Source organism: Pseudonocardia wallangbongensis, assembly GCF_054486945.1.
This window is the reverse complement of the sequence record NZ_JBRERS010000009.1, coordinates 208,384-226,123: the sequence shown is the minus strand read 5'-3', so window position 1 is coordinate 226,123 and position 17,740 is coordinate 208,384. Positions and strand designations below refer to the sequence as shown.

Here is a 17,740-nt window from a genome sequence, read left to right as displayed (position 1 = left end):
CCGTCCCGGGGCCCCCTCCCGCGTCGGAGCACGGGGCGATCTCCGGATCCACCCACGGGATGAGACGAGACCGCCGGTCAGCCGCCGGCCGCGGGCAGCAGACGCCCGGCCCGGGCGCTCCAGCGCCCGTCCCGGCGCTCGACGTCGATGGGATGGGCGAAGGCCGCGCTGACGTTCCCGCTGGTGACCACCTCGTCCACCGGCCCGGACGCGACCACCCGGCCGTCGGCGAGCAGCAGCGCGTGGGTGGTGGTGGTCGGCAGCTCCTCGAGGTGGTGGGTGACCAGCACCGACGCGGTGCCGGGATGCGTGCCGTCCAGCCCGTCGATCGCCGCGAGCAGCTGCTCGCGGGCCGCGACGTCCAGGCCGGTGGACGGCTCGTCCAGCAACAGCAGGCGCGGGCCCGGGAGCAACGCGCGGGCGATGAGCACCCGGCCCCGCTCCCCCTGCGACAGGGTGGGCCAGCGGTCCTCCGCCTTCCCCGCGAGCCCGAACGCGGCCAGGAGGCCGTGCGCGTCGGCGAGCTGGGCGGCGTCGGGGGTCCAGCGGGGCGGGACCTCGATGCTGCCGGTCAGGCCGGTGAGCACGACCTCCCGCACGGTGAGCGGCGAGCGCAGCGGGTGCCGCGGGTTCACGTGCCCGATGCTGCGGCGCAACGCCTGCAGCTCCACCCGCCCCAGCTGCCCGCCGAGGACGCGCACGACGCCGGTGGTCGGGTGCGTGACCGCGCCGCAGAACCCGAGGACCGTGCTCTTGCCTGCGCCGTTGGGCCCGAGCAACGCCCAGTGCTCGCCGGCACCGACGGTGAACGACACGCCGTGCAGGATCTCGGTGCCGGCGCGGCGGAACGTCACGTCGACCAGTTCGAGGACCGGAGTCCTCATGCGAGTGCCTCCTTCAATGCCGTGAGGTGGGTGCGGCTCGCCGTGGCCGCGGCCGGCGCGTCGCGCCGCGCGATCGCGTCGACGAGGACCGCGTGCGCATCGTGGTCGGCCTCCTCCGAGGCCAGCGGGCGCACCCGCAGCACGTGGACCATGGTCGTGCGCACCCGGGGCACGAACGCGTCGAACAGCTCCACCAGCACCTCGTTGTGGGCGGCCACGAACACCGCGCGGTGCAGGGCCATGTCCGCGTCGACGTGTTCCTCCACCGACCGGCCCGCGGGGGCACGGGCGGCGAGCGCCCGGCGCAGCCCACGGACGTCCGCGGGCGTGCGCCGGACGGCGGCCAGCCCGGCGGCCTCGGTCTCGATCGCGATCCGCGCCTCGATCACCGCGGCGACGTCGGCCCGGCGCAGGACCGCATCCCAGTCGTCGGCCACGTCCAGCGCCGTGACGAACACGCCCGCACCCTGCCGGCTGTCGAGCACGCCCTTGCCCGCGAGCTCCCGGATCGCCTCGCGCAACGTCGAGCGACCCACCCCCAGCCGTGCGGCCAGCACGGTCTCGGCGGGGAGCCGGTGTCCCAGCGGCCACTCCCCCTCGCGGATCCGCCGAAGCAGCGCTTCGGCGACCTGCGCGGCGAGCGGATGCCGCTGGAGCTGGGCGTTCACCTACACACACCTCTACTTGTCTGAGGAATCTCCTGCGACTGTAGCCGAGGCCGCGCCCGAAGCACGGGACCGTAGATTCTGGGAGGATCAGCACGCGTGGAGCGCAAACCCGATGTGGACCTCCCGGCCGTCGGCGCGCTGCTGCAGCGGGTGTTCGGCGAGTCACCGGCACCGACGTTCGAACGCACCGCGGACGGGGTCGCCACCTCGCGCCGATCATGGCGGCCTCGACGCGCTCCCCGGTTGTCGACCAAGGGCAGATGGTCACTCCCAGAGATCAACTAGCGACCATCTGCCCTTGATCAGCGCAAACCCGCCGGTTTGCACCGAGGCCTCGATCAGGTCGGCGGGACCCGAGGGAACCTCACGATCTCCGCCTAGCTCACCTAGGCGAGGTAGCGGCCGAACCAGTCCAGCATGTCGCTGTAGGCCTGTTCGGCCGCGCCGGCGTCGTAGCGGGGGCCGGTGTCGTTGAAGAACGCGTGGTCGGCACCCTCGAAGGTGCGGATCCAGTAGGTCACCCCGGCGGCGCGCAACGCCGCTTCGGCGCGCTCCCGGCCGGCGTTGACCCGGTCGTCCAGCCCGGCGAACATCGCGAGCACGGCGGCCGTGACCCCGTGGAAGTCCGGCTGCTCGGGCACCGGGCCGTAGAACGGGACCGCCGCGGCCAGGCGGGGCTCCCCCGCCTGCAGCAGCTGCCAGGTCATCCCACCGCCGAAGCAGAACCCGACGACGCCGACCTTCGCGCCGGGCACCCGGCGCCCCAGCTCGTCGATGCCCGCGCGCAGGTCGGCGAGCAGTGCCTCCACCGGGGTGTCGGCCAGGGCGGTCGGCGCCTGGGCGGGGTCGGTCAGCGCGGCCGTACCGCCCCGGGCGGACAGCAGATCGACGCACAGCGTGCCGTACCCGGCCCCGGCCAGCCGGCCGACGAGATCGAAGAAGTGCTCGGTCAGGCCGCGGTTCTCGTGGACGACCAGCAGCGCCGCCTTCGGCCGGCCACCGGTGGGGGCGGCCCAGGCGCCGATCAGCTCACCCGACGGCCCGGCGAACCGGACCTCCTGCCCCCGGCCGACGCTCTGCGCCCGCCCCGGCGGGTCGGCGGGCGGAACCGGGGGTGGCGCGCCCGCAGGCGGAGCCTCCGGCCCGGGGGCGCAGGCGGACAGCAGCGCGCTCGCCGAGGCGACCCCGAGCCCGAGCAGCGCGAGCCGGCGCAGGGCTTCCCTCCGCGTCAGCACCCCGTCCGCGTAGTCCTCGGCGACCTCGCCCACGAGATAGTCACGCAGCGCCATCCGGAGAGCGTATTGCGCTGTAACGCCCTGTGGGTGCCCGATTCCGCAGCGCGATCTTGCCCGGTTGACACCCTCATGGCGGACGACGGTCCGGCCAGGCGCTCCTAGACTGGTCGGTCGCGCTGTGCATCTCCCGCCTGCGACAAGACCTTCCTGGGGAGGGCTCGTGTACGACGACGCCCCGTCGTGCCGCTCCCCGGATTCCCCGCGGCACCGGACGGGGGCGCCAGCACGGTGACCCTCCCGCACACCGGCATCCGCTCGGGTCGGGCGGACGCCCACGCCGCAGGCGACGCCGGATCGTCGACGAGATTCCCGACGTGCACGTGATCCAGAACGCCGGTGGCGCGTCGGGGATCGGCCACACACCTGGCGCGGCCACGGTCGCCGACGGCCTGGACGACCCGCGGCTGCGCGACCTCGACGAGACCGTGCGCCGTTTCATGGCCGCGGCCGAGACGCCCGGGACCGGCGGCCGGGCCACGGCCCGCTTGACCGCGGTCCTGCTCGGCATCGCCGCGAAGGGCGGGAAGCGGATCGACCTGGCCGAGGGCTCCTCCCTCGACGGTCTGCAGGCGCGCCTGCGTGGCGAGTCGCACCTGGAGGCCACCGGCATGCCGGGACCGTTCGTCGCGCTGCTCGACGAGACCGTCCTCACCTGGAGGACCACGTCCGACGCCACCTTCTGGCACGCCATGGCCGCCACGGCGGCCCGGCCCGAGGGGATGTCGCCCGTGCAACACCTGCGCGAGCAGGCCGCGGTGCTCGCCGTCGTCGCCGAGCTGGGCAGGCCCGACGTCGAGCAGCGATGGACGTGGGCCACCGCGGCCGAGAAGGCCGACCTCGTCGACGTGCTGATCACCGCCGGCACCGGCGCCGCCGAACCCGTACAGGCGGTCGTGGACCGGTTGCGCACGCTGACCCGTGGCCCGGACCCGCTCCCCCGGGCGCCGGCCGCCGAGCTCGCCCAGATGGCGGTGGCCGCGCTCGCCGGGGTCACGAAGGCGCCGCCGCCGGACCGGCGCGGCGCGCTGCGCCTCAAGGAGCGACCGCCCGGGCCGGCCGCCACCGCGGAGGAGGCGGCCGACCACCGGGCGCGGGAGGCGCTGCGCAGCGCCGCACACGCCCTCGTGCTGCTCGACGACGGCACCCGCGACCGCCTCGCCGCCCACCTGTTCCGCGCCCGGCTCTCCACGCTGTACGTCGACATGCGCGAACAGCTCCGCCAGTACGCGCCGAGGTCCGACCGCGACCTCCCCGGTGCGGCGCGCCACCGCCGGCTCATGGAGGTGCTCGGACCGCTCGACCGGGCTCTGGTGGGGGCGCTGGACCGCTGGAGTGCCGCACTCGGCACCCGGTCCACCGAGGAGTGGAGGTACGTCCAGGTGGCGCACGCGGCGCAGGACGCCATCGAGGGCGTCCTCGCACGGATGGGCGGGGCGACCGACCCCGGCGATCCCCACACGCCGCTCTTCCCCGGCGGGAGCCCCGAGCAGGTCCGCGTCGGCCTCGCCGTGCGGCGGGTGGCCGTCGAGCTCGGCCTCGAAGCCGGCGAGGTCCTGCTCGGCGAGGTGGCGCCGCCCGGAGACCCGTTCGCCGGCCTGCGGGAGCGCCTCGCCGAGATGCGCGAGGACCGGAAGCGGCTCAAGTACGAGCGCGACGCCCGTATGCGGGGACCGTTGCTCGCCACGATCGCGCTGCGACCCAAGTACCTGGCGCCGCTGGCCGGCCCGATCGTCAGGGCGCTGACCGGCGCCGCCACCGCGTTCGACACCGCCGCCACGACCACGCCGCCGGACCCCGCCGCGCTGGAGGCGGCCGCCGACGACCTGATCGACGCCGTGCGGCGGGCCCGCATGGCGGGCTCCGCGCTGCGGGACTTCGACCGCCAGGAGGTGATCCACCTGGCCGACCTGCTCCAGGAGATCGTCGCCGAGCAGCTCGAGCGGTGGCCCGCCCCGCTGTCCACGAAGGGCGCCACGCTGCGGGCCACGATCCCCACGCTGCCGATCCCGGCCCCCGGCGCAAGCCTGAGCCGCTTCTGGAGCAGGCAGGCGGCCACGGTGCTGGCGACGCTCCCGGCGGAGATCGCGGCACAGGTCGGCGCCGCGATGGACCTCCAGCTCGGCAGGGAGCTCGACGCACTGGGCGCGCTCGCCGCGGCCCGCGACGACGCGGCGATCGAGGAGCAGGGGTGGAAGGTGCTCCGGGTCCTGCGCGCGTACAAGGCCACCGCGTCCCGGCTGCCGGTGAGCCGGGCCGACGCCAAGGCCCGCCTCCACGCCGTTCTCGACGCGCTCGCGCTGTCGGTGCTGCGGCTGCTGCCCCCACCGGAGGTCCGCTGACCCGGACCGCTCAGAACATCCCGTGCCCGTTCGCGGGCTCCTCGGGAACGGGCTGCACGACGTCCCAGTGCTCGGCCACGAGGCCGTCCTGGACGCGCAGGATGTCGACGGCGGCGACATCGCCCGTCGGCAGGCCGATGCGGTTGTGCACGGCGACGAGGTCGTCGTCGGCGATGACGCGCCGGACGTCCGTGCCGGCCGCCAGCAGCGCCTTCCCCGCGGGTCCGCGGAAGAAGTCGGCGAAGGCCTGGCGTCCGGTGGCCACCGCGGGATCGTGCGGCACCCTGGGGTTGTGCGAGACGAAGTCGGGGTGCAGCAGGGCGAGCGCGCCGTCGATGTCGCCGGCGTCGAACCGGGCGAAGAGCTCCAGCACCAGTTTCCGGTTGGTCATGGGTTCCTCCCTCGTGGGTCTCGACTGCACGACGCGCGGCGGAGCGTGGACGTCACGCGTGACGCCGGCCGGTCGGGGAACGTCGTGATGCCGTGAGCGACCCGGACTTCGAGCGGCACCGGGAGGTGCTGTTCGCGGCGGCGTACCGGATGGTCGGGACCCGCGCCGATGCGGAGGACGTGCTGCAGAATGCGTGGCTGCGCTGGGATCGCGTCGACCGCGCCGAGGTGGACGAGCCGCGCGCGTACCTGTTCCGGCTGGTCACCCGGCTCGCGCTCGACCAGCTGCGGCGGGTGAAGGCGCGACGCGAGGCCTACGTCGGCCCGTGGCTGCCGGAGCCGCTGCTCACCTCGCCGGGCGTCGAGGAGAGCACCGAGCTGGCCGAGACGCTCTCCATCGGTCTGCTGGTCGTGCTGGAGACGCTCACCCCGGTCGAGCGCGCGGTGTTCGTCCTGCACGAGGCGTTCGGGTTCTCCCACGCCGAGATCGCCGGGATGACCGGTCGCACGGAGCGCGCGGTCCGGCAGCTCGCGTACCGGGCGCGCCAGCACGTCCAAGCCCGCCGGCCCCGCCGGGACACGACGCCCGCCGAGCACCGCGAGGTGACCGAGCGCTTCCTCGCGGCGGCGCTCGGCGGTGACCTCGCGGCGCTGCTCGCCGTGCTCGCCCCCGACGTCACGCTGGTCGCCGACGCGGACGGCAAGGCGGAGACACCCAGGCAGCCCGTGCACGGGGCCCGCCAGGTGGCCGAGTACCTCGTCTCCATCGTCGAGTTCTGGCCGCCGCACCTGCGCGTCGAGGTCACCGCGGTGAACGGCGGGCCGGGAGCCGTGATCACGACGGCCGGCCGGCCGTTCCTGGTCTTCTCGTTCGACCTCGACCCGGACGGCCGGCTGCGGGAGATCGCCGCCGTGCTCAACCCCGACAAGCTCCGCTCAGCGCTGGATCAGGCCTGAGTCCACGGCCCTGCGGACCTGCTCCTCACCCGCCGGGGGCGCCCCGGCGTCGCCGTAGGCGTCGTGCCAGTTCCACCACTCGTACGGCTTGCCCTGCGGGTAGCCCTCGGGCGAGTCCTCCCACTCCTCCTGCCGGCCGAGCGCGGTCATGTCGAGGTAGGCCCATGCGGTTCCCAACGCCTCGTCGCCGCGGGCGTCGATGAAGTACGTGCGGAACACGCGCTCGCCGTCGCGGATGAACGCGTTGGTGCCGTGCCACTGGTCCACACCGAAGTCGGCGTCGAAGCCGTCGGTCAGCGTGTACCAGGGCATCGTCCAGCCCATCCGGGCCTTCACGCGCTCGATGTCGGGCTGCGGCGCACGCGAGACGTTCACGAACGTGGTGTCACGGGCGTTCAGGTGGGAGACGTCGGCCACCTGGTCGGCCATCATCGAGCAGCCGACGCACGCTTGGTCGGGCCATCCGTGCACCCCGGGCTCGAAGAACGCCCGGTAGACGATCAGCTGCCGGCGGCCCTCGAACAGGTCGAGCAGGCCGACCCGCCCCCGCGGCCCCTCGAACTCGTACGACTTCTCCACCGCCAGCCACGGCATCCGCCTGCGCTCGGCGGCCAACGCGTCACGGGCGCGCGTCAGCTCCTTCTCCTTCACGAGCATCTGCTCGCGGGCCGCGTCCCACTCGCCCTTCGAGACGACCTGTGGCGTCTTCATCGTCGATTCCCACCTTCATCGGTTGAGGTGTTCCTGCAACGCGTCGAGGGAGCCGTCCCAGTCGCGGGCCAGCGCGGCGAGGAACTGCTGCGCCACCCGCATCGGGGCGGAGCGCAAGCGGTACCGCACGCGCCGCCGCTCCCCCGGCTGCGCCGTCACCAGCCCTGCATCGGACAGCAGGGCGAGGTGCTTGGCGATCGCCTGCCGGGTGATCGGCAGGCGATCGGCGAGATCAGTCGCGGTGGCCGGCCCGTGCGATGCCAGCGTGGCCAGGATGGCCCGCCTGCTCGGATCGGCCAGTGCAACGAAGACCTGTTCTGCGACGGCCTCGACGTCAGGCGGCATCGAGGTAGTCAACCAGCTCGCCCAGCTCCCGGGCCCAGCCGTCGGTGTTGCCACCGAAGGCCGTCTGGTGCGCGTCGTCCGGGAGCTGCGCGAAGCCGCTCTCGACCACGGTGAGCCGGGTGGTCGCGCCGACCCGTTCGAGCGTGAACTCGACGTAGGTGCGGCGCGGGTCGTCCTCGGGCAGGCCGTGGATGTGCCAGCTGAAGCCGAACACCGCCGGTTCCTCGACCCGCTCGACGCGCATGTTCGCCGTGCCACCGTCGTCCCAGGTCAGCTCGGCCGCCCCGCCCGGGCGCAGGTCGATCGTGGCCTTGTTGCCGAACCACGTGCCCAGCCCTTCGGCCGTGGTGATCGCCGCCCAGACCTTCTCCGGCGGGTGGGCGATCTGGACGGTCCGCTCGATGCGGTCGGGAAATGCCATGTCGGCCTCCAAACTGAATAGCAACGCTCTGGTTGCGACTCAAGCTATAGCAGCCACTGGGTTGCGTCAAGTGTCGGAGCGAGCCCGAACACCGGTACGAGCGCCGGGTCGTTGAACGCGGTGATCCGGGCGATCCGGTCCCCGATCACGGTCAGGACCTCGACACCGTGCGCCTCGTACCGGCCGGTCCCCGTGCGCTCGTACGCGACGGCGGCCGGCTGGCCGTTGGCGCGGGTGGGCACCAGGCGCCACTGGTCACTCCGGCGCAGCACGCGCGCGGCCAGGAACCCGACGACGGCCGGCCTGCCGGTGAACCAGGTCGGGATCGGCGGCATCTCCAGCTCGACGTCGGCCCGCAGCAGGCTCACCAGCCTGTCGGGATCGCCCCTCGTGAACGCGTCGACGAAGCCGTCGAGGACGGTTCGCCTGATCCGCCCGTCCGGCTCGACGAGGTCGTCCGCCACCGGGCGCACCGCGGCCATCCGGTCCCGGGCGCGGCGCAGTGCGGCATCGACCGCGTCCGGCGTCGTGTCGAGCATGTCGGCCACCTCCGCCGTCCGGAACGCGAGCACGTCGCGCAGGGTGAGCACGGCCCGTTGCCGGGCGGGCAGGTGCTGCAGGGCTGCGATGAAGGCGAGCCGCACCCCCGCCTTCCCGGCCACGACCCCCGCCGGGTCGAACAGCGCGTCGGGCGCGGGCTGGAGCCACGCCACGGACGGCTCACCGGCGGCCAGCGCGACCCGGTGGTCCTCCGACGGCGCGCCCAGCCCGGACGGAAGGGGCCGCCGCGACCGCGTCCGCAGCGCCGTCAGGCACGCCATCGTGGCGATCTTGTACAGCCACCGGCGCACCGAGGAGCGGCCCTCGAACCGGTCGTACGCGCGCCATGCCCGCAGGTAGGTCTCCTGCACGAGGTCCTCGGCGTCGTGGATCGACCCGAGCAACCGGTAGCAGTGGGCGAGCAGCTCCGGCCGGAACGGCTCCGTCACGGCGGCGAACTCGGCATCCGTCATCGCGGCTTCTCTCGACGACACGACCATGGCTCAGCCAACGGGTCGCAGTCCAGCACCACTCACCACGCACTCCGGTGCGCTCGCCGGATCACCGGCGACCTCGAGGACGGCCTCGGCGACCTGCTCCGGTGTGAGGATCGGCTGCATGCCCTCGATGAAGGCGTCGCGGTCTACGCCCTGGCGCGCGGCGTAGCCCGTCACCCCGACCGAGCCGATGCCGGTCGGGGTGAGCTGCGGGAGCAGGGAGACGAACCGGATGCCCGACCCGGCCCGCTCCGACTCCTCGGCCGCGTACCCGCGGATGTACCGGATGGCGGCCTTGGCGCTGGCGTACCCGCCGCTGAGCGGGGAGCCGCCCAGCGCCGCCCCGCTCGACATCCCGACGACCACGCTCCCCGGCGCCAGCGGCACCCGCAGCGCGGCCCTGGTCCAGGCGAAGGCGTGCCGGGTGTCGGCGTGCCAGTTGCGGCTGAACGTCTCCCAGGTCTGCTCCTGCACGGGCGCCATGTGCGGCGCGGCCCCGGCGTTGAGGACGAGCAGGCCGGGTCGGTGCTCGCGGATCACGTCCTGCGCGAGCGCCTCGTCGGTGGCGTCGGCGGCGACGAACGCGAAGCCGGCGCCGAGCTCGTCGCGCACGGTGCGCAGCGCCCGCTCGTCGCGGGCGATGCCGACGACGCCGGTACCCGCGGCGACGAGGGCGGCGGCGATCGCACGCCCGAAGCCGCGGCTCGCACCGGTGACGACGGCGGTCTGGAACGGAACGGACATCGGACACTCCAGGAGGTGGTCGGATCGGTCCCGCATCCAGACCGGCCCCGCACCCGAAACCCGTCGCGGCGTGGCGCGCGTCACTCCAGGGCGCGGAGCAACGCCGCGGCCTCCCGCGGGTTGCGCAGGACGTGCAGCTCGGCCCGCGGCGCATGGGCGGCCACCTCGGCGAGGACCCGCGGCTTCCAGCGGCGCCGGTACGTCACCACCCAGCTCCAGAAGTCGGCGCCCTCCCGCGAGCGGCGCAGCGCACGCCAGACGCAGCGGAGGAGCGAGAAGTCGAGCATGACGACGGCGTCCGCGGCCCGGAGCCGGACCGACAGCACGTCGTACGGGCCGAGATCACCGTCGGCGACCCACCTGGACCGCTGCCGGACCAGCTCGTCCTGAACGCGGACCCACTCCTCGCGCGCGAGGGGCCGCAGGCCCGGCTCTCGCCAGAACAGGGCGTCGAGCTCGATCACCGGAGCACCGATGAGCTCGCCGATGCGGCGCGAGATCACCGACTTCCCGGCCCCGCCACGGCCGACGACGACCACGCGATCCACGCGTCTACTCAACCGTCATGCCGGCGTCCACCGGCAGCGCCACGCCGGTGATGTACCGGGCCTCGTCGGAGACCAACCAGACGACGGCGGCGCTGACGTCCCACGCCTCGATCAACGGCACGTCGAGCAGGTTGGACATGTCCGGGCCGTCGGCCGGCAGCGACGACAGCACCTCCTGGAGCGCATCGCCCGAGGATCATCGGCGTGCTCACGCCGGTCGGGTGGACCGAGTTCACCCGGATGTTGTGCTTGGCGAGCCAGTTCGCCCAGGTCCGCGTCAGGCCGACGATGGCGTGCTTGCTCGCCACGTAGCCGTCCGATCCCGGGTCCCCGCTTCCGCCGCGCCCGATCAACGCCATCGTCGACCCGGTCAGCACGATCGAGCCGCCCCGGCCCCGCTCGATCATGATCGGCGCCGCGGCGTGCACGGTGTTCCAGACACCGACCAGGTTCACGTCGAGCACCTCGCGGAACGCGGTGGCCGGGGCGACGTCGGGACCGATCATGCCGACGCCGGCGTTGGCGAGCACGATGTCGACCCCGCCCAGCTCCGCCGCCCCGTCGGCGACGGCCGCGGCCGTCGCCTCCGCGTCCCGCACGTCCACCTCGGCGCTGACGATCCGCCGATCCAGCGCCTCGACCCCGGCGACGGTCTCCGCCATGTCCGCGGCGGTCGCGAGCGGGTAGGCGACCGTGTCGATCTGGCGGCAGATGTCCAGCGCGATCACGTCCGCGCCCTCGCCGGCGAGCCGCAGCGCGTGGCTGCGCCCCTGCCCACGGGCCGCCCCGGTGATCAGTGCGACCTTGCCCTCGAGCCGTCCGGTCATGTGCCCCCGCCCCTCGTGTCCACGACGGTGACCGACTCCATGACCCGCGCGAATCCGGATGCCGCACCGTCGCCGGGCCGGCAGGGTGAGCCGCGTGGATGCCCCGCCCGCGGCCGACGCCCTCGGCTCCCGGCTCACGAAGCGCCTGCGGCTCGAACCCGGCTGCCTCGGCAATGCTCCCGACCTGTGGCTCGTGCACGACGACGACGAGGTGTGGCCCTGGTACGACGGCGAGAAGCCGAGCCTCGAACAGGCGCAGCGGTGGGCGCGGTTCATGGGCGACTCGTGGCGCCTCCACGACGTCCACAAGTGGATCGCGTACGACCGCGGGAGCGGTGAGGTCGTCGGTCGCGGTGGCCTGTCGCGCACCCCGGTGGACGACGACTGGGGCCAGATCCACGCATTCCTCCCCGCCGAGCCCTGGGTGCGGGCGGCGCACGGCACCGTCCGCCCTTTCGTCGCGCACGCGAACTGGGTCGAGATCGGCTGGGCGCTGCGGAGCGAGTTCTGGGGGCGCGGCTACGCGGCCGAGATCGGCCGCGCCGGGCTGGCGTTCGCATTCGACGTCCTCGGGGTGGAGGCCGTGGTGTCGTGCACGGTCCGCCACAACGTCCGTTCGCACGCCGTGATGGAGCGCATCGGCATGCGGTACGCCGGTGAGATCCGCAGCCGCGGGATGGTCGAAGGCGTCCGGGGAGAGCAGGACGACGCGCCGTTCACGGTGTGCGTGCTGCTGCGGGAGGACTGGGACCGATCACCGGGGTGACGCGTCCAGCCGACGCATCAGCTCCCGCTCCTGCGCCGCCCGATGCACCGCCCGCGCGATGTCGCGCAGCACCCTGGTCCGCACGCCACGGCGTAGCCGGTGATCTCCCGGAGTTCGGATCGGCTCAGCTCCATCGGAGCCGATGATGACCTCATGAGATCCATGGCCACCCTGCGGGCCCGGCTTCGGAACGTCTGCTGGATCGGCGGCGGCAGCGGCGCGGGGAAGTCGACCATCGCCCGGCGGCTCGCCGCGGACCACGGCCTGACCGTCTACGCGACGGACGACGTCATGCGCGACCACGCCCGGCGGAGCGCGCCCGAGGACGCCCCGGAACTGCACCGCTTCATGGACATGAGCATGGACGAGCGGTGGCTGGACCGATCTGCGGAGACGATGCTCGACACCTTCCACTGGTACCGCGGTGAGGGCTTCGACCTGATCGTGGAGGACCTGCTGCGATTGTCGCGGGAGTCCGGCGTGGTCGCCGAGGGCTTCCGGCTCCTACCTCACCTGGTCGAACCGCTGCTCGGCGATCCGCCGCCCGCCGTGTGGCTGCTGCCGACGCCTCGGTTCCGGTGGGCCGCCCTCAACAGCCGCGGGACGGCGTGGGACATCCCGGGAGGGACGAGCGATCCGGAACGGGCGCAGCACAACCTGCTGGAGCGGGACCGGATGTTCACCGATCGCCTCGCCGCCGAGACCAGGCGCCTCGGAATGCCTTCCATCGCGGTCGATACGGCGATGAGCGAGGACGAACTGCGCGACCGGGTAGCGACGATGATCTTCGCCGGAGGTCGGGACCCCAGCTTGCGGCGATGACGGCACCTCACCCCGCCCGCGTGAGGCGATCCGCCTCGGCAAGGAGGAGGTTGCCGAAGGGCTGGAAGCCGATTCTCACGCTGTTCAGCCCGCCGATCACGCGATGGACGGTTCCCCACTCCCATATCGCGGTGGCGTCGACGCCGGTTCGAGCTGCGAGACGTTCCGTTCTCACCCGCAGGTCGTCGCCGGTGTCGGGGGTGCAACGGACGATGGTCCCGAGATCACATGCGGGTTCCGCCCTCAGGCCGTCGGGATCTACCAGCTTGAAGGCGCCACCTTCCGCCTGGAGTGCGTTCGCTTCATGAACGTCGCCGTGCACGAGCACCGACGTTCGACGGTGGTGAGCGCGCTCGCGGCGATCGGCGCACTGGACGGCGTCGTCGATCGCCGCTGCCGAGCATGGTCGTTCCAGCTCCTCCCAGAGCCGCGGTATCAGGTGCTGCATCCGATGTGCCAGGTCGGCGCCGGTCGGCAGGTCGATGTCGTCGCCGAGCGGGCGCCAGAGTCGTGCAGCGATGTCGCACAACATGTCGTGTTGCGAGCGACGGTCCGGAATCACGTCGTACATCGCCGGCCCGAGCCGTTCGAGCAGAAGTGCGTCCCGGGCGAGGTCGCGGCGGATCAGGCGTGCGCAACTCCTCCCCGCCGCGAGATCGAGCACGGTCGCTTCGAAGCCGAGCCGGCGTCGACATCCGGGAACCCCGACCTTGAGGACCGACGGGGTCCCGTCGGCGAGCGTGGCTTCGACGACCAAGGCAGCGTGTCCCCCGCGCATCGTCGCGCCGATCGTCAGCGACCAGTCCTGGGCCAAGGAGTCCAGGACCGACGGGAGACCGTCGAGCCATGCCGCGTGACCGTCGGCAAGCGCCCTGCTTCGGACTTCATCGGGAACGTCGAGCGTCATCCGGTTCGTTGTACCCCGAAACTCCCGCGATCCGACCGCGAACAGTGCGGCTACGGGCCGAACGCCAGTTGCTTGGAGAAGAACGGCAGCACCTTCTCCTCGAGGCGCTGCGGGATCCCGCTGGTGTGGTCGCCCTCGTACGTCTCGAAGGTGTGCGGGACGTCGAACCTGGTGAGGCCGTCGACGAAGACCTGGTTGCCGGCGAGCAGGCTGTCCTGCAGCCCGATGTCGAGCGCGATCGCCTTGTACTCCTCGAGGTTCCCGACGTACTGGTCGAGCATGGCGACCGGCGAGTTCGCGGCCCACTTCTCGGCGATGTCCGGCTGCACCTCACCGTTGTTCGTGGGCAGGTCGAAGAAGAACGGCGGGCTCTTCGGGTTCGGGGCCCACGCGGCGGCACGGGCCAGCGTGCCCATCACGGCCCGGTCACCCTGCGCCTCCTCCGGGCTCGTGATCGACTCCGCCAGGGGCGTCACACCGCCGGCCGGCGGGCGGATGGTCCCTTCGTTCAGGCAGCAGGAACTGAGCGCGTAGAGCGCGTTGAACACGTCGGGGCGCTTCATGCCGATCCGGATCGTCCCGTAGCCGCCCATCGAATGGCCCGCGAGCCCGCGGCTCTCGCGCGTCGCGAGCGTGCGGAAGTTCTGGTCCACGTAGCCGACGAGATCGTCGGCGACGTAGCCTTCCCAGTCGCCGGCCGTCACCGAGTTCGAGTACATGCAGCCGCCGTAGCGGTTCATGCAGTTGGGCATCACGAGGATCATCTCCTGCGCGCTGCCGTTGCCGAAGACCCGGTCGGCGATCTGGTCCAACCCGCGGCTGTCGGGACCGAAGTAGGACAGGTCCGTCCCGGTGTAGCCGTGCAGTACGTAGACCACCGGGTACCGGCGGTCGGTAGCGGTGTCATAGCTCGGCGGCAGGTAGACCGATACGTCCGGGTCGGCGGTCTCGCCCATGAGGTTGCCCTCGAGCGACGTGCCGTGCACCTTGACGCGCTCCCACCTGCCCGCGGCCGGCGGGTCCGGTTGGGCCTGCGACGCCCCACTCCCGCACGCGGAAAGCGCGAGGAGAACCACGGATATGGCCACCGCCGATCCGGGGTGGGACCGAATCCGAGCCATGCGAACACCTCCACGTCCCCCGTGCCCGACATCATGATCGTCAGGCGCCGCGGTATCCGGCGTCAAGCGAGGATCCGGGGGGCGGAAAGGGTTACCGGTCGGCTCACGACCGAGGCGCGTTCGAGCCCGGACACCGGCGACGTCTCGGGCCTCGAGGTCTGCGAGATCCGGGGCCTGTCCCCCACGGCGACCCGACGCTCACGAGGCGGTGAGCACCAGTGGCCCGGTGTCGGTGATCGCGATCGTGTGCTCGCTGTGGGCGGTGCGTGACCCGTCGGCCGAGCGGATGGTCCACCCGTCCCGGTCGAAGACGATGCGGCTCGTTCCCGCGGCCAGCCATGGCTCGACGGCGAAGGTCAGGCCCGGACGGAGCGGGTACCCGCGTCCCGGTCGTCCCTTGTTGGGGATCGACAGGCTCTCGTGCATGGTCCGCCCGACGCCGTGGCCGCCGAACTCGTCGTTGGGCTCGTACCCGTAGCCGCGGGCGACCTCGGCGATCGCGTGGGAGATGTCGCCGACCCGGTTGCCGGGTTGCGCCGCCGCGATCCCGGCGCCGAGCGCTTCCTCGGTGGCGCGGACCAGGCGACGGTCCTCGTCGCGGGGTGTTCCCGCGATCACGCTGATGGCGCTGTCACCGACCCAGCCGTTCAGGGACACGGCCAGGTCCAAGGTCAACAGGTCGCCGTCGCGCAGGGTGGCATCGTGCGGCAAGCCGTGCAGGACCGCGTCGTTGAGCGACAGGCAGATCACGTTGCGGAACGGGCCGTTGCCGAACGCCGGAGCGTAGTCCCAGTAGCAGGAGACCCCACCCCCGGCGGCGATGAGCTCGCGGGCACGGTGCTCGATGTCGAGCAGGTTCACCCCGACCCGCACCATGGTCCGCAACTCGTCCAGGATCGTTGCGACGAGCCGCCCGGCCTCGCGCATCTCGGCGATCTCCGCGGCGGTCTTGATCTCGATCATCACTGCACCTCCGGTATTGTTATACCAGTGCGCGGGATCGGGGCCGTCGCCGTGATCGTCCCGCTACGGCGCGAGCTTCGTGAACGCCACGATGTTGTCGACGTAGTGCCCTGACGCCTCGTCGAACGCGCCACCGCAGGTGACCAGGTTCAACCGGATCCCGTCGTCGGCGAGGTAGACCCGCTGCCCGGGGAACGCAGCCTTCGAGAACGACTCCACCGACTCGACGACGAACCGCAAGGTCGTACCGCCCTGCTGCTCGACGAGCACCGCGTCGCCCGGCACGAGGGTGCCGAGGTGGGCGAACAAGCCGGGGTAGCCGCTCTCACCGCTCGGGCTGAGCCCGTCCACGTGGGCGGCGATGACGGCCGAGCCGCGCTGCCCCGGCTTCGTCTCGTCACCGTCCTCGTCGAGGTCGTCGCCGGCGAACCAACCCGCCACCTCCGGGTGCTCGACCGGCGGCACCTGCAGCGCGCCCTCGGCATCCCGGCCCAGCCGCATCAGCTCGGACTCGGCGGCGAGCTTCGGGATCGACACCGACACCGGGTCGGCCACAACCGGCACCGGCGGCGCCTGCGGCCCGGCGGGCTCTTCGGGGGCAGGGGCGGAGCACCCGCCGACCAGAAGGACGGCGAGTGCCCCGAGCCCGACGAGGAACCTCACTTCGCGGGACCGACGCCGGTGGCGACACCGCCGACCGGCAGCGAGATGGAGCTGCTGTAGCCGTAGTCGCTCACCGAGACGGTGTTGTCACTGCTGCCCGACGAGTCGCCGTCGGAGTCGCTCGACGAGTCGTCGCCGTCGCCGTCACCGCTGTCGCCGTTGTCGTCGCCGTTGTCGTCGTCGTCGCTGCCGTTGCCGCCCCACTCGCAGCCGATGCCGTCGTCATCGCTGTCGAGGTGGGACGCGTACCCGTCCTCCCACCAGTAGATCGGGGCGGCGTCCGCGTCCCGAACCGCGTCGCAGTTCTCGTAGCTGACGGAGTCGTCACCGTCGTCGTCGCGGCCGTCGTGATCGTCGTCGCGGCCATCGTGATCACGCCACCACGCGCCGTTGTGCCGCCAGTCGGGCCCGTCGTGGTCGCGCCCGTCGTGGTCGCGCCCGTCGTGATCACGGCCGTCGTGATCACGGCCGTCGTGGTCGCGGCCGTCGTGGTCGCGGCCATCCTGGTCGCACCAGTCGGGTCGGCGGAGGTCGCCGACGAAGGCGACGGGGGCGACCGCGGCATCGCTCTCGTCGAGCTCGTCGCGTGAGTCACCGTCCGACCCCGTTCTCGAGTCGTCCTCGGTCTCCGGCTCGACGGTCTCGACCGCGCGCGGCGGCTCCGGCTTCTCGACCTCCGCCGGGCGGGGCGCCTTCGTGGGCTCGTCCGCCACGGGCGGGGGCGGCGGAACCTCCTCGGTCGGATGCGTGATGGGCGGAGGCGGGACCGTCGTGACCGGGGGCGCCGTGTCGATCGCCGGCGGAGACGTTGCTGCCGTCGTGCCGATCGGCGGGGGCGGGGGGCCCGTCTCCTCGACGTCGCACGCGGGCCGGTGCGGCCCTCCGGTCGGGTCGCTCGCCCACGCGGGCGTCGTCGCCATGGCGAGCGAGATGAACGTGGCGGCGGCCACGGCGGTAGTCCTCTTCAACGTGCCTCTCCTGAGTAGTTGGCCGGCAGCGACCCGTGCATGGCGGAGCCGTTGCTCCACGGCACATTCCTGCCGAGCGGATCCGGCTGTCCGCCAGGGGTGTGGGCATCACGCAGGCCGTCGCGAATCCGGGGCCCAGCTGTCGCGGCTGGGACCCGCGGTTCGGCAGGAACCTCCAGTCAGAGGCCGAGAACGGCAGCGTGGTGACGCGCCCATCGGGGGAGCTCGAATCGCCCTCGGCGCGCTCGAGGGCGTGGATTACGTCGGCCATGTCGATGGCGAGCACCGCGCCGTTACCGACCCTGCGATGCCCGCTCGGCGCGAGTGTCGTCGGGCTGTCCGGGTCGTGGTACGTCTGCACGAC

The 17,740-nt window shown here is 72.8% G+C and carries 20 protein-coding genes and 1 pseudogene; 4 read left to right on the top strand and 17 right to left on the bottom strand.

Annotated elements, in window-relative coordinates:
- Positions 1-77: 77 nt before the first annotated feature.
- The 3 genes from ACU436_RS29325 to ACU436_RS29315 all read right to left on the bottom strand — a co-directional run bounded on the left by ACU436_RS29325 (position 78) and on the right by ACU436_RS29315 (position 2,841).
- Complete coding sequence (locus ACU436_RS29325; protein ID WP_459030211.1) at positions 78-884, bottom strand: ABC transporter ATP-binding protein; 807 nt, start codon at positions 882-884, stop codon at positions 78-80.
- Entirely contained in the window at positions 881-1,552 is a 672-nt protein-coding gene (locus tag ACU436_RS29320) for a FadR/GntR family transcriptional regulator (RefSeq protein ID WP_459030210.1), read from the bottom strand. Before ACU436_RS29320 ends, ACU436_RS29325 begins: the two co-directional genes overlap by 4 nt.
- Before the next feature lie 386 nt (positions 1,553-1,938).
- Complete coding sequence (locus ACU436_RS29315) at positions 1,939-2,841, bottom strand: dienelactone hydrolase family protein (RefSeq protein WP_459030209.1); 903 nt, start codon at positions 2,839-2,841, stop codon at positions 1,939-1,941.
- 320 nt (positions 2,842-3,161) lie between these two features.
- On the opposite strand from ACU436_RS29315, the gene ACU436_RS29310 reads away from it, so the two are divergent.
- Positions 3,162-5,186 carry a hypothetical protein gene (locus ACU436_RS29310; RefSeq protein ID WP_459030208.1) on the top strand — a complete coding sequence of 675 codons (2,025 nt, stop codon included), beginning with the start codon at positions 3,162-3,164 and terminating at the stop codon, positions 5,184-5,186.
- Between the two features lie 10 nt (positions 5,187-5,196).
- On the opposite strand, the gene ACU436_RS29305 is transcribed toward ACU436_RS29310, so the two are convergent.
- Positions 5,197-5,577: a nuclear transport factor 2 family protein gene (locus ACU436_RS29305; RefSeq protein ID WP_459030207.1), complete on the bottom strand. Its 381-nt coding sequence runs from the start codon at positions 5,575-5,577 to the stop codon at positions 5,197-5,199.
- 92 nt (positions 5,578-5,669) lie between these two features.
- Here ACU436_RS29305 and sigJ point away from each other — a divergent pair, with 92 nt between their 5' ends.
- A complete protein-coding gene (gene sigJ, locus ACU436_RS29300; protein ID WP_459030206.1) occupies positions 5,670-6,533 on the top strand; it encodes an RNA polymerase sigma factor SigJ in 864 nt (287 codons plus the stop codon).
- On the opposite strand, the gene ACU436_RS29295 is transcribed toward sigJ, so the two are convergent.
- From ACU436_RS29295 to ACU436_RS29260, 8 genes and pseudogenes are all read right to left on the bottom strand, one after another.
- Entirely contained in the window at positions 6,513-7,244 is a 732-nt protein-coding gene (locus ACU436_RS29295; RefSeq protein ID WP_459030205.1) for a DUF899 domain-containing protein, read from the bottom strand. The genes sigJ and ACU436_RS29295 overlap by 21 nt on opposite strands.
- A gap of 15 nt (positions 7,245-7,259) precedes the next feature.
- Positions 7,260-7,589, bottom strand: a complete 330-nt coding sequence (locus ACU436_RS29290; RefSeq protein ID WP_459030204.1) for an ArsR/SmtB family transcription factor — start codon at positions 7,587-7,589, stop codon at positions 7,260-7,262.
- Positions 7,579-8,010: an SRPBCC domain-containing protein gene (locus ACU436_RS29285; RefSeq protein ID WP_459030203.1), complete on the bottom strand. Its 432-nt coding sequence runs from the start codon at positions 8,008-8,010 to the stop codon at positions 7,579-7,581. Before ACU436_RS29285 ends, ACU436_RS29290 begins: the two co-directional genes overlap by 11 nt.
- Before the next feature lie 44 nt (positions 8,011-8,054).
- Entirely contained in the window at positions 8,055-9,050 is a 996-nt protein-coding gene (locus ACU436_RS29280) for a sigma-70 family RNA polymerase sigma factor (RefSeq protein ID WP_459030202.1), read from the bottom strand.
- A gap of 3 nt (positions 9,051-9,053) precedes the next feature.
- On the bottom strand, positions 9,054-9,791 hold the full coding sequence (locus ACU436_RS29275) for an SDR family oxidoreductase (protein WP_459030201.1): 738 nt from the start codon (positions 9,789-9,791) through the stop codon (positions 9,054-9,056).
- A gap of 80 nt (positions 9,792-9,871) precedes the next feature.
- Positions 9,872-10,339, bottom strand: coding sequence for a P-loop NTPase family protein (locus tag ACU436_RS29270; protein WP_459030200.1), 468 nt, complete (start codon positions 10,337-10,339; stop codon positions 9,872-9,874).
- Positions 10,340-10,343: 4 nt separating this feature from the next.
- Positions 10,344-10,478: an SDR family oxidoreductase gene (locus ACU436_RS29265; RefSeq protein ID WP_459030199.1), complete on the bottom strand. Its 135-nt coding sequence runs from the start codon at positions 10,476-10,478 to the stop codon at positions 10,344-10,346.
- 115 nt (positions 10,479-10,593) lie between these two features.
- Positions 10,594-11,166, bottom strand: a pseudogene (locus tag ACU436_RS29260) (SDR family NAD(P)-dependent oxidoreductase); the annotation flags it as partial.
- A gap of 94 nt (positions 11,167-11,260) precedes the next feature.
- Between ACU436_RS29260 and ACU436_RS29255 the strand changes: the two are divergent.
- Both ACU436_RS29255 and ACU436_RS29250 read left to right on the top strand, forming a co-directional pair.
- Entirely contained in the window at positions 11,261-11,932 is a 672-nt protein-coding gene (locus ACU436_RS29255) for a GNAT family N-acetyltransferase (protein ID WP_459030198.1), read from the top strand.
- A 153-nt stretch (positions 11,933-12,085) separates the two neighbouring features.
- A complete protein-coding gene (locus ACU436_RS29250) occupies positions 12,086-12,754 on the top strand; it encodes an AAA family ATPase (RefSeq protein ID WP_459030197.1) in 669 nt (222 codons plus the stop codon).
- 7 nt (positions 12,755-12,761) lie between these two features.
- Here ACU436_RS29250 and ACU436_RS29245 read toward each other — a convergent pair whose 3' ends face one another.
- The 5 genes from ACU436_RS29245 to ACU436_RS29225 all read right to left on the bottom strand — a co-directional run bounded on the left by ACU436_RS29245 (position 12,762) and on the right by ACU436_RS29225 (position 17,376).
- The gene (locus ACU436_RS29245; RefSeq protein WP_459030196.1) at positions 12,762-13,661 is read right to left on the bottom strand and encodes an aminoglycoside phosphotransferase family protein; all 900 of its coding nucleotides are present in this window, start codon (positions 13,659-13,661) and stop codon (positions 12,762-12,764) included.
- Between the two features lie 50 nt (positions 13,662-13,711).
- Complete coding sequence (locus ACU436_RS29240; RefSeq protein WP_459030195.1) at positions 13,712-14,782, bottom strand: alpha/beta hydrolase; 1,071 nt, start codon at positions 14,780-14,782, stop codon at positions 13,712-13,714.
- A 198-nt stretch (positions 14,783-14,980) separates the two neighbouring features.
- The gene (gene map, locus ACU436_RS29235) at positions 14,981-15,745 is read right to left on the bottom strand and encodes a type I methionyl aminopeptidase (protein ID WP_459030194.1); all 765 of its coding nucleotides are present in this window, start codon (positions 15,743-15,745) and stop codon (positions 14,981-14,983) included.
- A 63-nt stretch (positions 15,746-15,808) separates the two neighbouring features.
- Positions 15,809-16,408, bottom strand: a complete 600-nt coding sequence (locus ACU436_RS29230) for a sortase domain-containing protein (protein WP_459030193.1) — start codon at positions 16,406-16,408, stop codon at positions 15,809-15,811.
- Positions 16,405-17,376 carry an excalibur calcium-binding domain-containing protein gene (locus ACU436_RS29225; protein WP_459030192.1) on the bottom strand — a complete coding sequence of 324 codons (972 nt, stop codon included), beginning with the start codon at positions 17,374-17,376 and terminating at the stop codon, positions 16,405-16,407. The genes ACU436_RS29230 and ACU436_RS29225 overlap by 4 nt, the downstream gene beginning before the upstream one ends.
- Positions 17,377-17,740: the final 364 nt, after the last annotated feature.